This window comes from Variovorax sp. F042 (assembly GCF_057814215.1).
In genome coordinates, this window is the sequence record NZ_JBVASX010000009.1 from 143,376 (window position 1) to 164,238 (window position 20,863).

Consider the following 20,863-nt stretch of genomic DNA (forward strand, 5'->3'; position numbering starts at 1 on the left):
GCGTCACATGGATTCAGAAGCTCTTGCCACGTTCCTGACGGTGCATCGGCGAGGCGGCGTGTCTGCAGCTGCGTCTGCGCTTGCACGCACGCAATCGGCAATCAGTCGCCGCATCGCGCTTCTGGAGGAGGAGTTGGGCGCGCCGCTGTTCGAGCGCATCGGTCGCGGGCTCCGGCTGAGCCAGGCGGGCCAGGCCTTGCTGCCCCACGCCGAGAAGGTTGCCGCTGCGCTCGGCGACGCTGCCGCCGCAGTGGAGGCCGCGAAGTCCGGCGCGGCAGGCACGGTGCACGTCGCGGCTGTCGGCACGCTCGCAAGCTCCGGCCTCGCTGCCGTACTAGCCAGGCTCAAGACCTCGCTTCCCGACCTCGACATCCGCCTGCAGACGGCAACCAGCGCCGAAGTCAGCGAGAAGGTCCGTGCCGGCGATGCGGCCGTGGGGTTGCGCTACTACGAAGATCCGTCGCCGGACCTCCTGTGCAAGATCATTCACCACGAGCGACTTGTGATCGCATGCGCGCCGGCCCATCCGCTCGCGGGCAAGCGGTTGAAGTCGCTCGTCCGTCTTTCGGGGGAACGGTGGCTGGCTTTTCCGCAGCAGCCGCGGCGCGCAGAGCCCTACGCGGAGGCGATCTTTTCGCAGTTCCTCGTGCGGGGCGTGGAGCGGATCGACTGGACCGCCATCGACAGCCTGACCGCTCAGAAGCGCCTGGTCGAAGCGGGATTCGGCCTGGCGCTCCTCCAGGAAAGCGCCATTGCCGAGGAAGTCGGACAAGGCAATCTCGCGCTGGTCCGAGTCGCGGATCTCGATGTGAGCGTTCCCGTAGCTTGCGTCGTGCGCCGGTCGGCATTTCTCAGCCGCGCGACGCGCGCACTACTCACGGAGCTGGAACGCGGCGAACTCTAGGACTTGAAGCGCCCCGGGTCGAAAGGCGCCAACGGTATCTCCGCAGCAACGCCCGCGAGCAACTGCGCCGCCAGCCGCCCCGTGCGCGCCGAGCCGCACAGGCCGACGTGGCCATGCCCGAAGGCCAGCACGATGTCGGCGCTGCCGCCTGACGGGCCGATGCAGGGCAGCCCGTCGGGCAGGCTCGGGCGGTGTCCGAGCCAGTGCTTCACTGAAGGCGCGCCGGGCGCGGGTCGTGCAAGCGACGGAAACATCGATTGCAGATGCTCGTGCAGGATTTCGGCGCGGCGCCAGTCGGGCGCCGCTTCGAGGCCCGCGATCTCGACCTGCCCTGCCGCGCGCAGGCCGCCGTCCATCCAGTGCGCGATGAGCTTGCCGTCGGCCACCATGGTCGGCGTGCGCGGGCCGGCCGTGGCGTCTTCGACGACCACGTGGTAGCCGCGCTCCGACTCCAGCGGCACCGCGGAGCCGGCGGCTGCGGCCAGCGGGCCTGAGCGGGCACCGGCGCAGATGGCGGCGCCGTCGCAGGCGATTTCGCCAGCCTCTGTGCGCACGGCGCGCAGACGGCCGCCCTCGATGCGAAAGCCCGTCGCGCGGGCGGCGACACGTTCGGCGCCCACATCGAGTGCATGCTGCGCCAGGGCCGCCACGTAGGCGCCCGGATTGCGGCAGTGGCCGGCTTCGGGCACGAAGATGCCGAGCGTGTAGCGCGCCGCCAGATCGGGCTCGCGGCGGCGCAGTTCGTCTTCCGGCCATTCCTCCCACTGGACGCCGACGCGCTGGCGCACGCGCCAGCCCAGCGCATCGCCGTCGAACTCGGTGCGCGAACGGTAGGCGTGCAGCAGCCCGCGCCGCTCGATGAGCTGCGGCACGCCGGCCTCGGCGGCCAATTGCGCATGCAGCGCGGGCGCGTCGGCCAGCAGCGTGCGCAGGGCATCGGCCGTGCGCTGCACGCGCGCCTCGGTCCAGCCCGAGGCCAGGTAACGCAGCAGCCACGGCAGGGCCCTCGGTAGGTAGCGCCAGCGCAGGGCGAGCGGCCCGAGCGGGTCGGCCAGCCAGCCCGGCACCTTGCGCCAGGCACCCGGCAGCGCGGGCGGCACCACGGAGTGCGACGACAGCCAGCCGGCATTGCCGTAGCTCGTGGCCTGCGGACCACCCGGTTCGCCGGGCTCCACCACCGTCACGCGCAGGCCCGCGCGCAGGGCTTCGATGGCGGTGGCGCTGCCCACCGCGCCCGCGCCGATCACCACGACATGACGGCGGCCGCCGTCTGGGGAGAAACTTCTTGCAACTGTCATGGTGGGGATCGTAGAGGGTGCGGTCTCATAATCGGCCGCCATGTCTGCCCCGTCTTCCACCCCCACTCATTCCGCCGGTTCCATCACCGACGTCGCCGGCATCGAGGTCGGTCACTTCTCCGACACCCGCCGCCCCACCGGCTGCACCGTCGTCATGGCGCGCGACGGCGCCGTGGGCGGCGTGGACGTGCGCGGCGCCGCACCCGGCACGCGCGAGACCGACCTGCTCGCACCCGGCAACCTCGTGCAGCAGGTACACGCCGTGATGCTCGCGGGCGGCAGCGCCTGGGGCCTGGCAGCCGCCGACGGCGCGATGCGCTGGATGGAAGAACGCAGCATCGGCATGGACGTGCGCTTCGGCACCCTGCCCATCGTGCCGGCCGCCGTGCTGTTCGACCTGCCCATGGGCGACGCGCGCATCCGCCCCGATGCCGCGGCCGGCTATGCCGCCTGCGAGGCCGCGAGCACCGCTGCCCCCGCCGAAGGCAATGTGGGCGCCGGCACCGGAGCGCTGGTGGGCAAGCTCTTCGGCGTGCAGCGCGCGATGAAGGGCGGCATCGGCACCGCATCGGTCACGGTCGGCGGCGTCACGGTGGGTGCGCTGATCGCGGTGAACTCGCTGGGCGACGTGATCGATCACAACACCGGCCAGCCCGTGGCCGGCGCGCGCACCGAAGACGGCAAGGCGCTGCTCGACACCCGCCGCGCCCTGCTGCGCGGCGACAGCCCCAAGCCCCTGTTGGCGGGCACCAACACCACCATCGGCGTGATCGCCACCGACGCGGTGCTGACCAAGGTACAGGCCAACCGGCTCGCCATGGTCGCGCACGACGGGCTGGCGCGCTCCATCAACCCGGTGCACACCATGAGCGACGGCGACACGCTGTTCGTGCTGGCCACCGGCCGCGTGCCGCTGGAAGGCAACGCTCCCGGCATGACGGTGCTCAGCACCATGGCCGCCGAGGCGGTGGCCATCGCCACGCTGCGCGCGGTGCATGCGGCGCGCACGGTGACGGTGGGCGAGCTGCACATTCCCTGCGCGGCGGATCTCGCTGCAGCGCGCGGCTGAACACGAGAAGACCACCATGGCGTTCCCCAGAACCCTGAAGCTGATCCTGCTGTCGATCCGCGACCTCATCGCCTCGGCGGGGCCGATCATTTTCATCGTCATCGGCCTGCTGATCGCCGCCTACTGGTGGCTGCAGCCGCAGCCGCCCAAGCACGTGACGCTGGCCACCGGCCCCACGGGCAGCGCCTATGCGCAGTTCGGCAAGCGCTATGCCGAAGCGCTCAAGCACAGCGGCATCGAAGTGGAGCTCAAGCCCACCTCGGGCTCGACCGAGAACCTGCAGCTGCTGCGCACCGGCGGGGCCGACGTGGCCTTCGTGCGCGGCGGCAGCGCCGACCCGGTAGCCGACGAAGAGGCCGGCCTCACTTCGCTCGGCAGCCTGTTCTACGAGCCGATCTGGCTCTTCTACCGTGCCGACTCGGCCCAGAAGATCGATCGCAAGACCGGCACGCTGACCACGCTCGCCCAATTGCGCGGCCTGCGCGTGAACATCGACCTTCCGGGCAGCGGGCTTCCGGACATCATGGAGCGCCTGCTCAAGGCCAACAGGCTGGGCCCCGAAGACCTGCTGCTGTCGAACCTCGAACAGGCGTCGGCCGCCGAGGCGCTGCAGGCCGGCCTTCTCGATGCCATCGTGCTGTCTTCCGCGCCGCAATCGCCGCAGGTGCAACGGCTGCTGCGTTCGGACGACATCAAGCTCATGGACTTCGGCCAGGCCGACGCCTACTCGCGGCGCTTTCCGTTCCTCTCGGCGGTGACGCTGCCGCGCGGCGTGGTCGACCTGTCGAAAGACCTGCCGCCGCACGACGTGGCGCTGCTCGCAGCCACCACCTCGCTGCTGTCGCGTGACGAAACCCACCCCGCGCTGCGCCAGCTGTTCGCGCAGGCGGCGCAATCGGTGCACAGCGGCGCCGGCTGGTTCAACCGGGCGCGCGACTTTCCCAACACCCGCACCAGCGAACTGCCGGTGAGCCCCGAGGGCGACCGCGCCATCAACGGCACGCCGCCGATCTGGCAGCGCTACCTGCCCTTCTGGGCCAGCAACCTGGTCGAGCGCATGTGGCTGGTGCTGGGCGGCCTGCTGGTGCTGATGCTGCCGCTGAGCCGCGTGGTGCCGCCGCTGTACCAGTTCCGCGTGCGCCGGCGCGTGTTCCGCTGGTATGCGCGGCTACGCGACATCGAGGCGAAGGTTGATGCAAAAACGGAAGTGAAAGAGGCCGAACAGAAGTCCCTGCTCGAAGACCTCGACCAGCTCGACCGTACGGTCAACAAGGTGGCGGTGCCGCTGTCGTATGCCGACGAGCTCTATGCGCTGCGCAACAACATCTATGCGGTGCGCAAGCGGGTGCTGGCCCGTGCGCCGCAAGGCAGCAGTGCGAGCGGTGGGGCAGGACCGACGACCGCGGCGAACGATGCCGCCTGATGGCGCCCTGCATTCGACCTTGCGCACGCTGATCGATTTCGCACAGCCGCGCGGCGATGGTGCAAGTCGGCTGCGCCTGTCTTTCGGTGCGCCGTCGCGCGTGCTGGTGGCGCGGACGGCCGCAGAGGTGCTGCCTGTGCTCGAAACCGTCGAGGCGATGGCGCGTGAGGGGCGCTGGTGCGTGGGGTATCTGCGCTACGAGGCTGCAGCGGCTTTCGACCCCGCGTTCGCGGTGCATGCGGCGGACGGGCCGTTGGCCTGGTTCGGCGTGCACGACGAAGCCCTGCCATGGCCGGAAGTCCAGAACAACGTTTCGCCGGTGCCCACTGTCGATTGGCAAGACAGCCTCTCGCGCGCCGACTTCGACCAGCGCATGCAGGCCATCCACCGCGCGATTGCGAACGGCGAGCTCTACCAGCTCAACTACACCGCCCCATTGCATACCGGCTTTCACGGCGATGCGCGCGACTGGTTCCTGGCGCTACGAGAAGCGCAGCCCGACGGCTACACCGCCTTCATCGACACCGGCGAAGAGCAGGTGCTGTCGGTGTCACCCGAACTCTTCTTCGACTGGCATGGCGAGCGCATCCTCACGCGTCCCATGAAGGGCACAGCCCCGCGCGGCGCCACGCCCGCCGAAGACGAAGCGCTGGCGCAGCGGCTGCGCACTGTGCCGAAGGAGCGGGCCGAGAACGTCATGATCGTGGACCTGATCCGCAACGACCTCTCGCGCGTGGCCCGGCCTTTCTCGGTGCGTGTGCCGCGGCTCTTTCACACCGAGGCGCTGCCGACCGTGTGGCAGATGACGTCGGATGTCGAGGCACTGGTGCGCGAAGGCACCACACTGGTCGATGTGTTCGGTGCGCTGTTTCCGTGCGGCTCGATCACCGGAGCGCCCAAGGTCAGCGCGATGCGCATGATCCGCGAACTGGAGCCCGAGGCGCGCGGTGTGTATTGCGGCGCCGTGGGCGTGGTGCAGCCCGGCGGGCATGCGACTTTCAATGTGCCGATCCGTACCGTGACGCTGCGCGGCAGCGAGGCACGCTGCGGCATCGGAAGCGGGATCACGGCCGATGCGCAAGCCGACGCCGAGTGGGAAGAGTGGCGGCACAAGCGTGCCTTCCTGTCGCACGCAAAGCGGCCCGTGAATCCGCCTTTCGAGCTGCTCGAAACACTGGCGCTGGCAGCCGGCGAATTGCGCGATGCACCGGCGCACCTGGCGCGCATGGCAAACGCCGCCCGGCATTTCGGCTACGCGTGGAACGAAGCGCTCGCCGCCGCCTGCCTGCATCGTCTTCAGGCACAGCACACGGCCGGCATGTGGCGCGTGCGCCTGCTGCTCGATGCGCAAGGCACGCCCCGCGCCGAGGCGTTCGCGATGGAATCGCCGCCCTCACGCGTGCAACTGCAGCTCGCGGACCGCGCATTCGACGAGGCCCATAGCGACTTCACCCGCTTCAAGACCACCCGCCGCGCCCACTACGAAGCCTTCGCGCCCACCGCTGCGGGCGTGTTCGACACCCTGCTGTGGAACCGCGACGGCGAGGTCACCGAATGCACGCGCGGCAACATTGCCCTGCTGCTCGACGGCCGCTGGGTCACGCCGCCCTTGCGCTGTGGTTTGCTGAACGGCATCGGCCGCGCCAACCGCGTGCGCAGCGGCCAGCTTGCCGAAGCGGTCGTGCGGGTGGACGATCTGCCCCGGGTGCAGGCGCTGGCCTTCGTGAACAGCCTGCGCGGCTGGCTGGATGCCGATCTGAACGTCCCGCAAAAATAGTTCGACAAAGCGCTTGACTTAGAGCGCGCTCTAATTTCGAGAATCAACGCCATGGAAACCAGTCTGACCATTGCGGAAGTCGCAGAGCGAACCGGCCTGACGGCCTACACGCTGCGCTACTACGAACGCATCGGGCTGATTGCCGCGGTGCCGCGTGCACCGGGCGGTCAGCGGCGCTACGCGAGCGCCGACATGGACTTGCTGGATTTCCTGTTGCGCCTGCGCGAGACCGGCATGTCCATCCAGGGCATGCAGGCCTTCGTCAGGCTTCGAAGCCAGGGGGACGCCAGCGTCGGCGAACGGCGCGAGATGCTCGAACAGCACCTTGCCGAAGTTCAGGCCCGGGTGGCGACGCTGCAGCAATCCATGCAGGCGCTGTCGCTCAAGATCGACCACTACCGCGAGGTCGAGAAGACGAAGAAGCGTCCTCCTCTATCGGGCAAAGCCCGGGAAGGAAAGACGAGCAATGACGAACACACAGAACCAGGGCCACAACGACAACCTGCGCTACACGCGTGGCCTGGCCAAGCTCCACGAGATCGACGGTGAAGGCGGCGTCAAGGTGGTCGAGAGCCTGGCCGACATCGCGCCCGACTTTGGCCGTCTGGTGATCGAGTTTCCGTTCGGCGACATCTACTCGCGCCCCGGCCTCGACCTGCGCTCCCGCGAGATCGCGACCGTGGCCGCGCTCACCGCCATGGGCAATGCCGCGCCGCAGTTGAAGGTGCACATCCACGCTGCGCTCAACGTCGGCGTGACGCGCGACGAGGTGGTCGAGGTCATCATGCAGATGGCGGTATACGCAGGCTTTCCGGCGGCATTGAACGGACTCTTCGCCGCACGCGATGTGTTTGCGGCGGACGATGAAAAAAGCGCGCGGCCCCTTGCGGAACCGCGCGCTCTTGCTGAAGCGGCCGAAGCCGCCTGAGCCTTATTTCAGCGCCTTGTAACGCATGCGCTTGGGCTTGGCGCCTTCTTCGCCGAGGCGCTTCTTCTTGTCTGCTTCGTACTCCTGGTAGTTGCCGTCGAAGAAGGTCCACTGGCTGTCGCCTTCGGCGGCCAGGATGTGCGTGGCGATACGGTCGAGGAACCAGCGGTCATGGCTGATCACCATGACCGTGCCCGCGAATTCGAGCAGCGCGTCTTCGAGCGCGCGCAGCGTTTCCACGTCGAGGTCGTTCGAGGGTTCGTCAAGCAGCAGCACGTTGCCGCCCGCGATCAGCGTCTTGGCCAGGTGCAGGCGGCCGCGTTCACCGCCCGAGAGCGTGCCGACCTTCTTCTGCTGGTCGGCGCCGTTGAAGTTGAAGCGGCCCGCATACGCGCGGCTGGCCATCTGGAACTTGCCGACGTTGATGATGTCGAGGCCGTTCGAGATGTCTTCCCACACGGTCTTCTGGTTGGCCAATTCGTCGCGATGCTGGTCGACGAAAGCCATCTTCACGGTCTGGCCGATGACGACCTCGCCCGAATCCGGCTTTTCCTTGCCCGCGAGCAGCTTGAACAGCGTCGACTTGCCGGCGCCGTTCGGGCCGATGATGCCGACGATGGCGCCTGGCGGCACGGTGAAGCTCAGGTTGTCGATCAGCATGCGGTCGCCGAAGGACTTGCTGACGCCGTGGAATTCGAACACCTGCTGGCCCAGCCGCTCCGCCACCGGAATGAAGATTTCCTGCGTCTCGTTGCGCTTCTGGTATTCCATGTCGCTCAGCTCTTCGAAGCGGGCCAGGCGGGATTTGCTCTTGGCCTGGCGTGCCTTCGGGTTCTGGCGCGACCACTCCAGCTCCTTCTTCAGCGCCTTGGCGTGGGCTTCTTCGCTCTTTTGCTCCTGCGCCAGGCGTTCGCCCTTCTGCTCGAGCCAGGTGCTGTAGTTGCCCTTCCAGGGAATGCCGCGACCACGGTCCATTTCCAGGATCCACTCGGCCGCGTTGTCGAGGAAGTAGCGATCGTGGGTGATGGCCACCACGGTGCCCGTGAAGCGCTGCAGGAACACTTCGAGCCATTCGACAGATTCGGCGTCCAGGTGGTTGGTCGGTTCGTCGAGCAGCAGCATGTCGGGCTTGCTCAGCAGCAGGCGACACAGCGCCACGCGGCGCTTTTCACCGCCCGACAGCACGCCGATCTTGGCGTCCCAGGCCGGCAGGCGCAGGGCGTCGGCGGCAATTTCGAGCTGGTGTTCGGAATCGGTGCCGGCGGTGGCGATGATGGCTTCGAGCTGGGCCTGCTCGGCCGCCAGCGCGTCGAAGTCGGCGTCTTCGGCACCATAGGCGATGTACACCTCTTCGAGGCGCGCCTTGGCCGCAAACACCGCGCCCATGGACTCTTCGACCGACTCGCGCACCGTGTGCTCGGTGTTGAGCTTGGGCTCCTGCTCCAGATAGCCGATCGTCATCCCCGGCATGGGCAGCGCCTCGCCCTCGAATTCCTTGTCCACACCCGCCATGATCTTAAGCAGCGTGGACTTGCCCGAGCCGTTCAGGCCGAGCACGCCGATCTTGGCGCCGGGGAAGAAAGAGAGCGAAATGTCTTTCAAGAGCTGCCGCTTGGGCGGCACGGTCTTGCTGACACGGTTCATCGAATAGACGTATTGAGCCATGTGTGGGTAGTTACCTTGGGTAGCGGGGATTCAGGGAAAGCGCGGCGGCCGGAATGCGGGCATTCAGGCGCGGCAAACCACCGATTATCGACTCATGCGACAATAGGCTCCGTTGCCGGGTCCAGTTGCCCGCAACACCGGCTCTCTGCCGGGGACGAAGAAAGCCCTTTATCACGACGGGTTTTTCGGCTCCCACCCCTGACCTTCATCTGCCTTGACTGGCTCGGCGTCAACAAGACGCCTGGCGGGCCGATGCCACTGCGCCGTGTATGGCGCTTATTGTTTCCAATGAATTTTGACGAACTGAAGCTGGCCCCCGCCATCTTGAAGGCTGTGCACGAGCACGGCTACGACACCCCCACCCCCATCCAGGCGCAAGCCATTCCCGCGGTTCTCGAAGGCCATGACCTGCTGGGCGGCGCCCAGACCGGCACCGGCAAGACGGCCGCCTTCACGCTGCCGATGCTGCACAAGCTCAGCATGAGCCGCAGCGCCACCAACAAGTTCGGCGGCACCGGTATCCGCGCCCTCGTGCTGACCCCCACGCGCGAACTCGCGGCCCAGGTCGAAGAGTCGGTGCGCACCTACGGCAAGTACCTGCAGCTCGACTCCACCGTGATCTTCGGCGGTGTCGGCATGAACCCGCAGATCAGCAAGCTCAAGAAGGGCGTCGACATCCTCGTGGCCACCCCCGGCCGCCTGCTCGACCTGCAGCAGCAAGGCATGCTCGACCTGAGCCAGGTCCAGATGCTGATCCTGGACGAAGCCGACCGCATGCTGGACATGGGCTTCATCCATGACGTGAAGAAGATCCTGGCCCTGGTGCCCAGGGAAAAGCAGAGCCTGCTGTTCTCGGCCACCTTCAGCGACGAGATCCGCGACCTCGCGGCCACGCTGCTGAAGAATCCGCAAAGCATCCAGGTCACGCCGCGCAACACCACCGTGCAGCGCATCACCCAGGTGATCCACCCCGTGGGCCGCGGCAAGAAGAAGGCGCTGCTCGCGCACATCATCAACGAGAACAAGTGGAGCCAGGTGCTCGTGTTCACGCGCACCAAGTTCGGCGCCAACAGCGTGGCCGAATTCCTCACCAAGAACGGCATCGAGGCGATGGCGCTGCACGGCAACAAGAGCCAGAGCGCACGCACGCAGGCGCTGGCCGGCTTCAAGAGCGGCGACATCCGCGCGCTGGTGGCCACCGACATCGCGGCCCGCGGTATCGACATCGACGAGTTGCCGCACGTCGTGAACTACGAGATTCCGAACGTCAGCGAAGACTACGTTCACCGCATCGGCCGCACCGGCCGTGCCGGTTCGAGCGGCGAGGCCGTGAGCTTCGTGTGCCTGGACGAAGAAGGCTTCATGCAGGAAATCGAACGCTTCACCAAGCAGACGATTCCCGTGCAGATCGTCGACGGCTTCGGTCCTGAAGAAGGCGAACGCGCCGAGCCCATCGCCATGGGCCGCCAGACCATCTGGGGCGGCGCTGGTCGTCCCCCGAGCCGCGACGTGATGCAGGCAGCCGCCAAGGCTGCCCGCACCGAGATGCTGCAGCGCATCCGCGAGAACAAGGCCGGCCAGGGTGCTGGCGGTGGTGGCGGCAATGGCGGCGGTCAGCGCCGCGGTGGCGGCCAGGGCGGTGGCGGCCAAGGCCGCAACGCCAACAACGGCGGCGGACAAGGCCAAGGCCAGGGTCCGCGCGGCCAGGGCGCTCGCCCGCCGCAAGGCCGCGGCCCGCAAGGTCCGGCACGCACGCCGCACCATGCCCCGCAGCACCAACAAGGCCATCTGCCGCATGACGAGCGCCAACCGCGCCATCACGGCAACAGCCACAGCCCGACGCAAGCCAACCAGGTCGCGCACCTGCGCGCCGAAGCGGTCGCAGGCGGCGCCGGCCAGCCGGATCCGTTGCGCACGAGCGTCGACCACATGGGTGGCGGCCGCGGACGCGGTCGCCCGGGTGGCGGCGGCGGTGGCTACGGCGGCAATCGTTCGGGCGGCGGTGGCCGTTCGGGTGGTGGTGGCGGCTACGGTGGCGGCGGTGGTGGCAACCGCTCGGGTGGCGGTGGCGGCGGACGTTCGTTCGGTCGCTGATATCCACGGGCAGAGCACCTGCCCCGGAACATGAAGAAAGGGCACCTCGGTGCCCTTTTTCTTTGGTGCATCGGCACAATCGTTCCGCCATGCAATACATCCCACCCAACTACGCCACCCTCTTCGTAGCCACCTGCAACCTCCTCAATCTCGCGGCCCCGAACCGCGTGTACTACGAGAACCAGGACGCCTACACCGAGCGCGAGTACGAGCGAAAGATCGACTGGACCGGCGAGCGCTTTCACGCGCTCAACGCCGACGTGCTGGCGGTGCAGGAGGTGTGGGACGAATCGGCATTGAAGGCGGCCATCGCGCGCAGCGGCCTGCGCTACGACTTTGTCTCGGTGCCCGGCGCCGAAAACACACCACCGCCCGGCAGCCCCGAGGGCACGCCTGCGAGAACTGGCGCACAAGGCACGCCGCGCGTAGGCATCGTCACGCGCCTGATGGTGGACGAGGTCCGCTCCTTCGTCGACTTTCCGCCGGGCTTCGGCGTCGATGTGCCCGGCCTCGGTCCACACACACGCTTCGAGCGGCCTCCCCTGCTGGTCACGGTGCGCATGAAGCACGGCCAGCAGGTGCATGTGCTCACGGTGCATCTGAAATCCAAGCGCCCGAAGTTCCTGCAGGACGCGCAGGGCAACCACCTCGAGGACCGCGACGACCGCAAGATCGGCGTGATGGCGTCGCTGCGCTCGCTGCTGATGCGCGGCGCGGAGGCCGCGGCCCTGCGTTGCATCGTCATCGACCTGCTGCAGGGCACGAACGTACCGCTCGTGGTGATGGGCGACTTCAACGACAACCCGCACAGCGTGACGACGCAGCTCGTGGCGGCTACCTCCGAAGTGGCCTACGACAAGGCCGCGCGCGACGTGGCCTTGTTCAACGCCTACGAGATGCAGGGTGAGTCGGCGCTCAAGAAGGACGTGGCGTACTCGCACATCCACCAGGGCTTTCCGGATGTGCTCGACCAGATTCTCGTGAGCGAGGAGTTCGTCGCCAGCAGCCGGCACAGCCTTGGCGACGTGCGGCGTGTCGACTACTTCAACGACCACCTGCACGAAGGGCGCGACCGCTCGCGCTCCGACCACGGCTTCGTGCGCGCCCTGCTGCGGCTGCGCACGGCCTGACCCAGGCGACTCAGCCCATGCGCCGGCCGGTCTGCCGGTCGAACATGTGCACGCTCTCGGCCTCGATGGCCAGCCGAACCGTGTCGTCGGGTCCGGCATCGACACGGCCATGCACCGCAAGCACCAGCTTGGCTTCGCCGACCTGCACCAGCAGTTCGGTCTCCGCGCCCGTGGGCTCGACCACGATCACCCTGGCCTCCACGCCGTGCGAGCCGCCGCCGAGCGTCATGTCGCCGGGCCGGATGCCGTAGTGCACAGGCTGGCCGTCTGGCGCCGAGGTGCCGATGGGAACCGGCCAGCGCGCACCCTGCGACTCGACCCAGCAGTCGCCGCCCGAACGCCGCACCGTGCCTTCGATGACGTTCATCGACGGCGAGCCGATGAACTGCGCGACGAACAGGTTGTCGGGCCGGTCGTACAAATCCAGCGGGGTGCCGATCTGCTCGACGATGCCGTCGTGCATCACGACGATGCGGTCGGCCATGGTCATGGCCTCGATCTGGTCGTGCGTCACATAGACGGTGGTGGTCTTCAGCCGCTGGTGCAGCGCCTTGATCTCGGCGCGCATTGCCACACGCAGCTTGGCGTCGAGGTTCGACAGCGGCTCGTCGAACAGGAAAACCTTCGGGTCGCGCACGATGGCGCGGCCCATGGCCACACGCTGGCGCTGGCCGCCCGAGAGCTCGCGCGGGTAGCGGCCCAGCAACGCGTCGAGGTTGAGAATTTTTGCGGCCCTGGCCACGCGCTCGTCGGTCACCGACTTCTCGGCGTTGCGCAGCCGCAGGCTGAAGCCCATGTTCTCGCCCACCGTCATGTGCGGGTACAGCGCGTAGCTCTGGAACACCATCGCGATGTCGCGGTCCTTCGACTCGAGGTCGTTGACCACGCGGCCGTCGATGACGATCTCGCCGCCGCTGATGTCTTCCAGGCCCGCGAGCATGCGCAGCAGCGTCGACTTGCCGCAGCCCGAAGGGCCGACCAGCACGACGAACTCGCCGTCGGTGATGTCGAAGCCCAGGCCCTTGATGATCTGGACCTTGCCGAAGGATTTCTCGATATTGCGAAAGGATACGGATGCCATGTGTTGTCCCTGAAATCGTTCAGCTCTTGACGGCGCCGGCAGTCAGGCCGCCGACCATGTAGCGCTTGAATGCGTAATAGATCGCCGCAGGCGGCAGTGCGTAGATGAGGCCAGTGGCCATCAGCAGTTCCCACGGCGAATCGTCGGCCGACAGGAAGTTGCCCAGCGCCACCGCCAGCGTCACGCTCTTGTCGTTCGACAGCAGCAGGAAGGCATAGAGGTACTCGTTCCAGGCCAGCAGCAGCGAATACGTGCCCACGGCCACCAGGGACGGCACCATCAGCGGCAGGTACACGAGGCGGAACAGCTGCAGCGGCGAGGCGCCGTCCATGCGCGCGGCTTCGTCGAGCTCGTAGGGCAGCTTATCCGACGCCTGCTTCAGCACCCAGATGCAGTACGGCGAGGCGATGGTCACCATCGCCAGGATGAGTGCCCACTGGCTGTTGAGCAGCCCGTAGTTGCCCATGGTCTTGTACATGGGCACGGCCAGGAACGCCGCCGGAATGAAGTACGTGAACAGCGCCAGGTTCATCACCGTGCGCCCGCCGCGCACACGCAGCCGGCTGATCGCGAAGGCTGCCGTGGTTGCCACGAAGAGCGTGATCGCACCTACCGACACCGCGATCAGCAGCGAGTTCCACAGCTGCAGCCAGAAGTGGTCGAGGTAGAAGTGCTTCTGCTGGAACACGATGCGGAAGTTGTCCAGCGTCGGGTTCTTGGGCCACAGGTGGCCCGAGGTCGCGGAGTCTTTCGACGAGATCGCGAACAGCACCATGTGATAGACCGGGATCAGCGTCCACAGCAGCACCGGAATGCCGATGAGCAGCAGCTTGGCCTCGGTCGCCACGGCCTTGGGGGTCCAGCGCTTCATTTCGAGAGCCTCTTCATCATGAAGTACACGAGCGGCAGCACGAGTGGCAAGGCCACCACGATGGATGCCATCGACAGGTCGACCTGGTCGAGCCGCAGGTAGCGGATGCCCAGCGTGGCGAGCACGTGCGTCAGGTCGGCGGGGCCACCACCGGTGAGCAGATAGACGCTGTTGAAGTCGCCCAGCGTCCAGATCATCGAGAGGATCAGCGATGTGATGTAGAGCGTCTTGAGCGCAGGCCAGCTCACGAAGCGGAACTTCTGCCACGACGAGGCTCCGTCGACCGAAGCCGCTTCATATTGCTCGGTGGGAATGGCCAGCCGCCCGGCCACGAGGATGAGCGTCCAGAACGGCAGCGACTTCCACACATGCACCACCATCGCGAAGCTCAGCGCCAGCGCAGGGTCGTTGAGCCAGTTGGGACCATCAGCGCCGGTCAGGCGAAAGATGGTGCTGTTGATCACGCCCCACTCCGGGTTCAGCATGAAGCGGATCGACAGGATGGTCGGAATCGAGGGCATCGCCCACGGGAGGATGAAGATCGCCGAAATGATCTTGATCCACCAGCGAGACGTTACGAAGAAGCCCGAGAGCACCAGCGCCACGAGCATCTTGAGGTTGATCGCCACGACCAGGAAGATGGCCGTGTTGATCACGGAGCGGAAGAAGATCGGGTCTTCGACCAGCTTCACGTAGCTTTGCGGGTGGCGGGCGAGCCAAAGCCCGTAGCCCACTGGGTACAGCACGAACACCACGAACACCAGCAGGTAGGGCACGACCATGACCGCGCCCCAGAACTGCCAGCGCGCATGCCGCGCCCCGAGATTGACGACAGGCGCCGGTGTGGTCGACGCGGCGGCGGTGGCAGTAGCGCTCATGGCATGCAGCTGCTGTTGTTGACGGGTGCCGTGCGTGCGCGGCTTACTGCCCCGCCACCGTCTTGATGCGCGCGATCATCTCGTCCACGGCCTTGTCCACCGGCACCTTGTCGGTCACGACGCGGCTCATGGCCTTGGCCCAGACGTTCTCGTTGTTCAGCACGGTGAACTTGTAGTTCTTGGTGAATTCGAAGGTCACGGTGCCGGCGGCGTACTGGTTGTAGACCGACAGGCGGTGCGGGTCGGCCTTCCAGAAGTCACGCTGCTGCGCGGTCTTGGTCACGGGGAACCAGCGGCCCAGCGAACCCTCGACGTACGGCGTCAGGTTTTCTTCCTGCAGCAGGAAGGTGACGAACTCCTTGGCACGGGCCTTGTTCTTCGCGTCCTTGAACACCACGCCGGTCTTCACGGCCGTGCGGTAGACCATCTTGCTGCCGTCGGGCTTGCTCGGAAAGCCTGCCGTGCGGATGCGCTCGGTGTAGTTCTTGCGCGCTTCTTCACGCTGCTCGGGCGTGAGCGAGGCGTTGTTCGAATCGTCGAGCCACTTGGCGGCAATGGAGATGGTCGCGTTGTGCGTCATCACGGTCGTCTTGTTGTGGAAGGCGACGTTGTTGTCCGGGTCCTTCCAGCTGGTGGAAGAAGGCGGCGTGCAGCCCTTGGTGTAGGGCGTGGTGTAGTCGGTCATGGCGCCGATCAGGCCGGTGCGCACCTTCGGGTCGTCGACCAGCAGCTTGCCGTTGTCGTCCACCAGCTTGACGTTGTAGGCGTCCATGAAGGTCAGGAACGAATAGAAGGCGTCGCTCGAATCAACGCCCATCGGCATGCCGATGCCGAAGTTGCGCTTGCCGCTTTCCTTGCGGCTGGCGGGCTGCACCTTGTCGCACCAGAACGACCAATACTCCTTCCAGGTGGTCGGGATGTCCGACTCCTTGAAGCCCGCCTCGGCCAGCATGTCGCGCCAGTACTCGATGTGCATCGTCTGCTGCTTGATCGGGAAGGCGTAGTAGGCCTTGGTCTTGGTCTGGTCGTTGTAGAGGTAGGTGGTCTCCAGCGTGTTGGGCGCGAAGCGGTCCTTCATGGGCGTGAGCACGCTGCTGATGTCTTCGAGCTTGCCGTCGTAGGCCCACTTGCCGGTGACCTGGAAGTCGTACACGTCGGCGTACGCCACATCAGGAGGGCTGCCCGAGTCGAGCGCGGACACGGTCTTGGGGATCATGTCCTGGATCGGGTACTGCGACAGTTCGATCTTCACGTTCTTGTTCTTCTCCTCGAACTTCTTGATGGCGGCGAACAGCGCGTCGTCCTCCGCCTTGTAGAAGCCCTTGACCCACCATACGGTGAGTTTTTCCTGCGCGGCAGCGTGGCCTGCCGACAGCAGGCCCAGCGCGACCAGCGTCGGCGCAATCAGCGACTTGACGAGTTTCATGGTTGGTGTCTCCTTCTTCTCTTGGGTGGAATTTGCTCGGGGCGCGAGCGTAGGGTGAAAGAACCGGATGCGAACTGCGGACAAACGTGTAGACGGCGCCGATGCGACCAGCTAACTGGCCTTGAGCCTGGGCGGTGGTCTGCTCAGGCGCGGCAATCGCCGGCGCGAACCCAGCACGTCCTCGATGTCCTGGCGCGCGCCGTCGATGAGACGGATGATCGCGAGCTCCGCCCTGGCCGGGTCGTGCGCGATCACCGCGTCGAGCACCGCGCGGTGCAGCGGCAGCGAAAGCGTGGGGCCGTCGGGCTTGGTGGTCGAAATCTCGAAACTGGTGCGCAGCAGCGCGTTGAGCACCTTGCTCATCTGCGACAACATGCGGTTGCCCGCGGCACTCAGCAGGCCGTTGTGAAAGCGCAGGTCGAAGGTGACGTAGTCGCCGCCGTTCTCCACGGCTTCCTTCATGCCTGCGAAGGCGCTTTCTATTTCCTCGATGTCGGTGGCCGTGGCCCGCTCGGCCGCGAGCCTTACTGCCGCCGGCTCCACCACGCGGCGCAAGTCCTGCAGGTCGCGCAGGAACTCGGGCGTGAGCCCCGCGCGCGCCTGCCAGGTAATGACGTCGGGATCGAACCAGTTCCACTTGTCCTTGGGCAGCACGCGCGTGCCGACCTTCGGCCCCGTGACGATCAGGCCCTTGGCCGCCAGCGACTTGATGGCCTCGCGCACCACGGTCCGGCTCACGCCGAGTTCCTCGCCGAGCACGGGCTCGGAGGGGATCGACGCGCCGATCGCATAGCGCCCCGCCACCACGGCTTCACCGAGGAGTTCGAGCGTGCGACCGTGGATGTTCTTGATCATGTGCGATGTGAAATCTGGTATCTCGCCGCTCGAAAACACTAAGGCTCCGGCGCATTGTTCACGCTTATCATATGATGATTGAAACGCTGGATCGGCAGGACAAACCCTGAGGGTCGAGCCCACGCATCGACAACAAAGAGAGACATTTCATGAGCACCGCCCCAAAGAAAAAACCCGGTGAACTTCGCAGCCAGCAATGGTTCGGCCGTCATGACCGCGACGGCTTCATCTACCGCAGCTGGATGAAGGGCAAGGGTGTGCCGCACGACCAGTTCGACGGTCGCCCGGTCATCGGCATCTGCAACACCTTCAGCGAACTCACGCCTTGCAATTCGCACTTCCGCACGCTCGCGGAGCAGGTGAAGATCGGCGTGTACGAAGCGGGCGGCTTCCCGCTCGAATTTCCCGTGATGTCGCTCGGCGAAACGCTGCTGCGCCCCACCGCCATGCTGTATCGCAACCTCGCGAGCATGGACGTGGAAGAAAGCATTCGCGGCAATCCGCTCGACGGCGTGGTGCTGCTCATGGGCTGCGACAAGACCACGCCCGCGCTCATGATGGGCGCGGCCAGCGTCGACCTGCCGACCATCGGCGTGTCGGGCGGCCCGATGCTCTCGGGCAAGTGGCGCGGGCAAGAGCTCGGCTCGGGCACCGGCGTATGGCAGATGAGCGAGCAGGTGCGCGCCGGCACGCTCAAGCTGCAGGAATTCTTCGAGGCCGAGAGCTGCATGCATCGCAGCCACGGCCACTGCATGACGATGGGCACCGCGAGCACCATGGCCAGCATGGTCGAGTCGCTGGGCATCGGCCTTCCGGGCAACGCGGCCTACCCCGCCGTGGACGGCCGCCGCAACGTGCTGGCACGCCAGGCGGGCAGGCGCATCGTCGACATGGTGCATGAAGACATGAACATGTCGAAGATCCTCACGCGCCAGGCCATCGAGAACGCGATCAAGGTCAACGCGGCCATCGGCGGCTCGACCAACCTCGTGATCCACCTGCTGGCCATTGCGGGCCGCATCGGTGTCGACCTCTCGCTCGACGACTTCGACCGTCTCGCCTCCGATCTGCCCTGCCTCGTGAACCTGCAACCCTCGGGCCAGTACCTGATGGAAGACTTCTGCTACGCAGGCGGCCTGCCGGTAGTCATCAAGGAAATCGCCGAGCACCTGCACAAGGACATCCTCACCGTCACCGGCCAGAGCCTGTGGGAGAACGTGAAGGACGCCGAGAACTACGGCCCGCAAGTCATCCGCACACTGGCGGAGCCCTTCAAGGAGAAGGCCGGCATCTGCGTGCTGCGCGGCAACCTCGCGCCCAACGGCGCCATCATCAAGCCCAGCGCGGCCACGCCCGAGCTGCTGGTACACAAGGGCCGCGCGGTGGTGTTCGAAAGCGCCGAAGACCTGCACAAGCGCATCGACGACGAGAACCTCGACATCGACGAGCACTGCATCATGGTGCTCAAGAACTGCGGCCCCAAGGGCTACCCCGGCATGGCCGAAGCGGGCAACATGCCGCTGCCGCCGAAGGTGCTGCGCAAGGGCATCACCGACATGGTCCGCATCAGCGACGCGCGCATGAGCGGCACGGCCTACGGCACAGTGGTACTGCACACCGCGCCCGAAGCAGCCGCGGGCGGCCCGCTGGCGCTGGTGCAGGACGGCGACATCGTCGAGCTCGACGTGCCGAACCGCAAATTGCATCTGCATGTGAGCGACGAAGAACTGGCCGAGCGCCGTGCGAAGTGGGTGGCACCGAAGGCGCCGCTCGATTCCGGTTACTGGAAGTTGTACGTCGATACAGTTTTGCAGGCTGACCAAGGGGCTGACCTGGCCTTCCTGCGTGGTCGCCGCGGGGCATTCGTGCCGCGCGACAATCACTGAGATGACAAGACTGGTAGCAATCGACTGGGGCACGAGTTCACTGCGCGGCGCACTGCTGGATGCCGGCGGCAAGGTGCTGGAAGAGCGCAGCGATGCGCGCGGCATCCTCACGGTGCCCGAGGGCGGTTTCCCCGCCGTCTTCGAGACGCTGTTCGGCGACTGGATGCGCCTTGAGGGCACGCGCTGCCTGATCTCCGGCATGGCCGGCAGCAAGCAGGGCTGGGTGGAAGCGCCCTACTGCGCCTGCCCTGCGGGCCGTGTCGAAGTGGGCCGCAGGATCATCGACATCGATGCCATTCCCGGAGCCCGCATCGCGATCGTGCCGGGCCTGAGCGACGAGCACGCCGGCGTGCCCGAAGTGATGCGCGGCGAAGAGGTGCAGATCTTCGGCGCGATGGAGCTCACCGGCCTGAGCGAAGGCGTCTTCGTGCTGCCCGGAACCCACAACAAATGGGCCACGGTAAAAAAGGGCCGTGTCGCGGGCTTCCGCACCTACATGACGGGCGAGTTCTATGCGCTGCTGAGCCAGCACTCGATCCTGGCGCGCACGCTCGATGCCTCGGCGCCGCTCGACGAAGCCTCGTTCCTCGAGGGCGTGACCCGCTCCGAAAACGGACACGGCCTGCTGCACAACGCCTTCGGCACGCGCACGCTCGCGCTGTTCGAGCGCATGCCGAAGGAAGAACTCGCGAGCTACCTCTCGGGCCTGCTGATCGGCGAAGAGTTGCGCACGCAGTCGCTGCAGGCAGCCGGCGAGGTGATCCTGATCGGCTCGTCCGCCCTCACCCAGCGCTACACACTGGCCTTGCGCGCCACCGGCGTCGCCACGCGCACGCTGGGGGCCGAAGCCACCTGGGCCGGGCTGCATGCGCTGTCCGGCTTTCTCGATTCCGACAGAATTCCCGCATGAGCACCCCCACACCCCTCGACAAATTCGGCGCCGCGATGCGCGAGCTGCCTCTGGTGGCGATCCTGCGCGGCCTCACGCCCGCCGAGGCAGCCGATGTCGGCGACGCCATCGTCGAGCCCGGCTTCCGGTTGCTCGAAGTGCCGCTCAATTCGCCTCAGCCGCTGGAAAGCATCGCGCTGATGCGCAAGCGCTTTCCGCAGGCGCTGGTCGGTGCCGGCACAGTGCTCGGCGCGCAGCAAGTGCGCGAGGTTCATGCGGCCGGCGGCGAGCTGATCGTTTCGCCCAACTTCAACGCCGAAGTCATCGCCGAAGCCGTGCGACTCGGCATGGTCTGCCTGCCGGGCGTCATGACGCCGACCGAGGCCTTCGGCGCGCTCGCGGCCGGTGCCACCGGGCTCAAGCTGTTCCCGGCCGAGCTGGCTTCGCCCGCCGTGGTGAAGGCGCTATTGGCCGTGCTGCCGGCCGGCACGCCGGTGATGCCCGTGGGCGGCATCACGCCCGCAAACATGGCCGAATGGCGCACGGCCGGCGCAGCCGGCTTCGGCATCGGCTCAGCGCTCTACAAGCCCGGCAAGCAGGCCGCGGCGGTGCGCGACGACGCGAAGAAATTCATCGCGGCCTGGACGGGCACAACCCTCGCCTGATCTACGCCCTTCCTCCCAACAAGA

Annotated in this window: 18 protein-coding genes; 11 read left to right on the plus strand and 7 right to left on the minus strand. The window is 66.7% G+C overall.

What is annotated here, in order from left to right; genetic code table 11:
* The first annotated feature begins 7 nt into the window (after positions 1-7).
* Entirely contained in the window at positions 8-904 is an 897-nt protein-coding gene (locus tag ACZYSP_RS24750) for a LysR family transcriptional regulator (protein ID WP_489017165.1), read from the plus strand.
* Here ACZYSP_RS24750 and ACZYSP_RS24755 read toward each other — a convergent pair.
* The gene (locus ACZYSP_RS24755) at positions 901-2,202 is read right to left on the minus strand and encodes an NAD(P)/FAD-dependent oxidoreductase (protein ID WP_489017167.1); all 1,302 of its coding nucleotides are present in this window, start codon (positions 2,200-2,202) and stop codon (positions 901-903) included. The two genes, ACZYSP_RS24750 and ACZYSP_RS24755, sit on opposite strands and share 4 nt — an antisense overlap.
* A gap of 40 nt (positions 2,203-2,242) precedes the next feature.
* Between ACZYSP_RS24755 and ACZYSP_RS24760 the strand changes: the two genes are divergently transcribed.
* Genes ACZYSP_RS24760 through ACZYSP_RS24780 form a run of 5 tightly spaced genes read left to right on the plus strand, consistent with a single transcriptional unit; the run spans position 2,243 to position 7,399 of the window.
* Positions 2,243-3,271: a P1 family peptidase gene (locus tag ACZYSP_RS24760; RefSeq protein ID WP_489017169.1), complete on the plus strand. Its 1,029-nt coding sequence runs from the start codon at positions 2,243-2,245 to the stop codon at positions 3,269-3,271.
* Positions 3,272-3,287: 16 nt separating this feature from the next.
* Positions 3,288-4,694, plus strand: coding sequence for a TAXI family TRAP transporter solute-binding subunit (locus ACZYSP_RS24765; protein ID WP_489017170.1), 1,407 nt, complete (start codon positions 3,288-3,290; stop codon positions 4,692-4,694).
* Positions 4,684-6,471, plus strand: a complete 1,788-nt coding sequence (gene pabB / locus ACZYSP_RS24770) for an aminodeoxychorismate synthase component I (RefSeq protein ID WP_489017172.1) — start codon at positions 4,684-4,686, stop codon at positions 6,469-6,471. The genes ACZYSP_RS24765 and pabB overlap by 11 nt, the downstream gene beginning before the upstream one ends.
* Before the next feature lie 51 nt (positions 6,472-6,522).
* Positions 6,523-7,020 (plus strand): MerR family transcriptional regulator, encoded by a 498-nt coding sequence (locus ACZYSP_RS24775; protein ID WP_093058282.1) that lies wholly within the window; start codon positions 6,523-6,525, stop codon positions 7,018-7,020.
* Positions 6,938-7,399: a carboxymuconolactone decarboxylase family protein gene (locus ACZYSP_RS24780; RefSeq protein ID WP_489017174.1), complete on the plus strand. Its 462-nt coding sequence runs from the start codon at positions 6,938-6,940 to the stop codon at positions 7,397-7,399. The genes ACZYSP_RS24775 and ACZYSP_RS24780 overlap by 83 nt, the downstream gene beginning before the upstream one ends.
* 3 nt (positions 7,400-7,402) lie before the next feature.
* Here ACZYSP_RS24780 and ettA read toward each other — a convergent pair whose 3' ends face one another.
* Entirely contained in the window at positions 7,403-9,064 is a 1,662-nt protein-coding gene (ettA, locus tag ACZYSP_RS24785; protein WP_093058280.1) for an energy-dependent translational throttle protein EttA, read from the minus strand.
* Positions 9,065-9,352: 288 nt separating this feature from the next.
* Here ettA and ACZYSP_RS24790 point away from each other — a divergent pair, with 288 nt between their 5' ends.
* Together ACZYSP_RS24790 and ACZYSP_RS24795 are read left to right on the plus strand one after the other, a co-directional pair.
* Positions 9,353-11,158, plus strand: coding sequence for a DEAD/DEAH box helicase (locus ACZYSP_RS24790; RefSeq protein ID WP_489017176.1), 1,806 nt, complete (start codon positions 9,353-9,355; stop codon positions 11,156-11,158).
* Positions 11,159-11,247: 89 nt separating this feature from the next.
* Complete coding sequence (locus ACZYSP_RS24795; protein ID WP_093058278.1) at positions 11,248-12,288, plus strand: endonuclease/exonuclease/phosphatase family protein; 1,041 nt, start codon at positions 11,248-11,250, stop codon at positions 12,286-12,288.
* A 10-nt stretch (positions 12,289-12,298) separates the two neighbouring features.
* Here the strand turns inward: ACZYSP_RS24795 and ACZYSP_RS24800 are convergent, their stop codons facing one another.
* From ACZYSP_RS24800 to ACZYSP_RS24820, 5 genes are all read right to left on the minus strand, one after another.
* Positions 12,299-13,369, minus strand: a complete 1,071-nt coding sequence (locus tag ACZYSP_RS24800; protein WP_093058277.1) for an ABC transporter ATP-binding protein — start codon at positions 13,367-13,369, stop codon at positions 12,299-12,301.
* 19 nt (positions 13,370-13,388) lie between these two features.
* Positions 13,389-14,240 carry a carbohydrate ABC transporter permease gene (locus tag ACZYSP_RS24805; RefSeq protein ID WP_093058276.1) on the minus strand — a complete coding sequence of 284 codons (852 nt, stop codon included), beginning with the start codon at positions 14,238-14,240 and terminating at the stop codon, positions 13,389-13,391.
* Positions 14,237-15,118 carry a carbohydrate ABC transporter permease gene (locus ACZYSP_RS24810; RefSeq protein WP_093058275.1) on the minus strand — a complete coding sequence of 294 codons (882 nt, stop codon included), beginning with the start codon at positions 15,116-15,118 and terminating at the stop codon, positions 14,237-14,239. Before ACZYSP_RS24810 ends, ACZYSP_RS24805 begins: the two co-directional genes overlap by 4 nt.
* A 43-nt stretch (positions 15,119-15,161) precedes the next feature.
* The gene (locus ACZYSP_RS24815) at positions 15,162-16,544 is read right to left on the minus strand and encodes an ABC transporter substrate-binding protein (RefSeq protein WP_093078812.1); all 1,383 of its coding nucleotides are present in this window, start codon (positions 16,542-16,544) and stop codon (positions 15,162-15,164) included.
* A gap of 111 nt (positions 16,545-16,655) precedes the next feature.
* A complete protein-coding gene (locus ACZYSP_RS24820; RefSeq protein ID WP_093058273.1) occupies positions 16,656-17,399 on the minus strand; it encodes a FadR/GntR family transcriptional regulator in 744 nt (247 codons plus the stop codon).
* A 149-nt stretch (positions 17,400-17,548) separates the two neighbouring features.
* On the opposite strand from ACZYSP_RS24820, the gene ACZYSP_RS24825 reads away from it, so the two are divergent.
* The 3 genes from ACZYSP_RS24825 to ACZYSP_RS24835 are packed head-to-tail and all read left to right on the plus strand — an operon-like array spanning position 17,549 to position 20,839.
* Positions 17,549-19,285 (plus strand): IlvD/Edd family dehydratase, encoded by a 1,737-nt coding sequence (locus ACZYSP_RS24825; RefSeq protein WP_093058272.1) that lies wholly within the window; start codon positions 17,549-17,551, stop codon positions 19,283-19,285.
* Position 19,286: 1 nt separating this feature from the next.
* Complete coding sequence (locus tag ACZYSP_RS24830) at positions 19,287-20,195, plus strand: 2-dehydro-3-deoxygalactonokinase (RefSeq protein WP_489017181.1); 909 nt, start codon at positions 19,287-19,289, stop codon at positions 20,193-20,195.
* The gene (locus ACZYSP_RS24835; RefSeq protein WP_489017183.1) at positions 20,192-20,839 is read left to right on the plus strand and encodes a 2-dehydro-3-deoxy-6-phosphogalactonate aldolase; all 648 of its coding nucleotides are present in this window, start codon (positions 20,192-20,194) and stop codon (positions 20,837-20,839) included. The genes ACZYSP_RS24830 and ACZYSP_RS24835 overlap by 4 nt, the downstream gene beginning before the upstream one ends.
* Positions 20,840-20,863 lie beyond the last annotated feature (24 nt).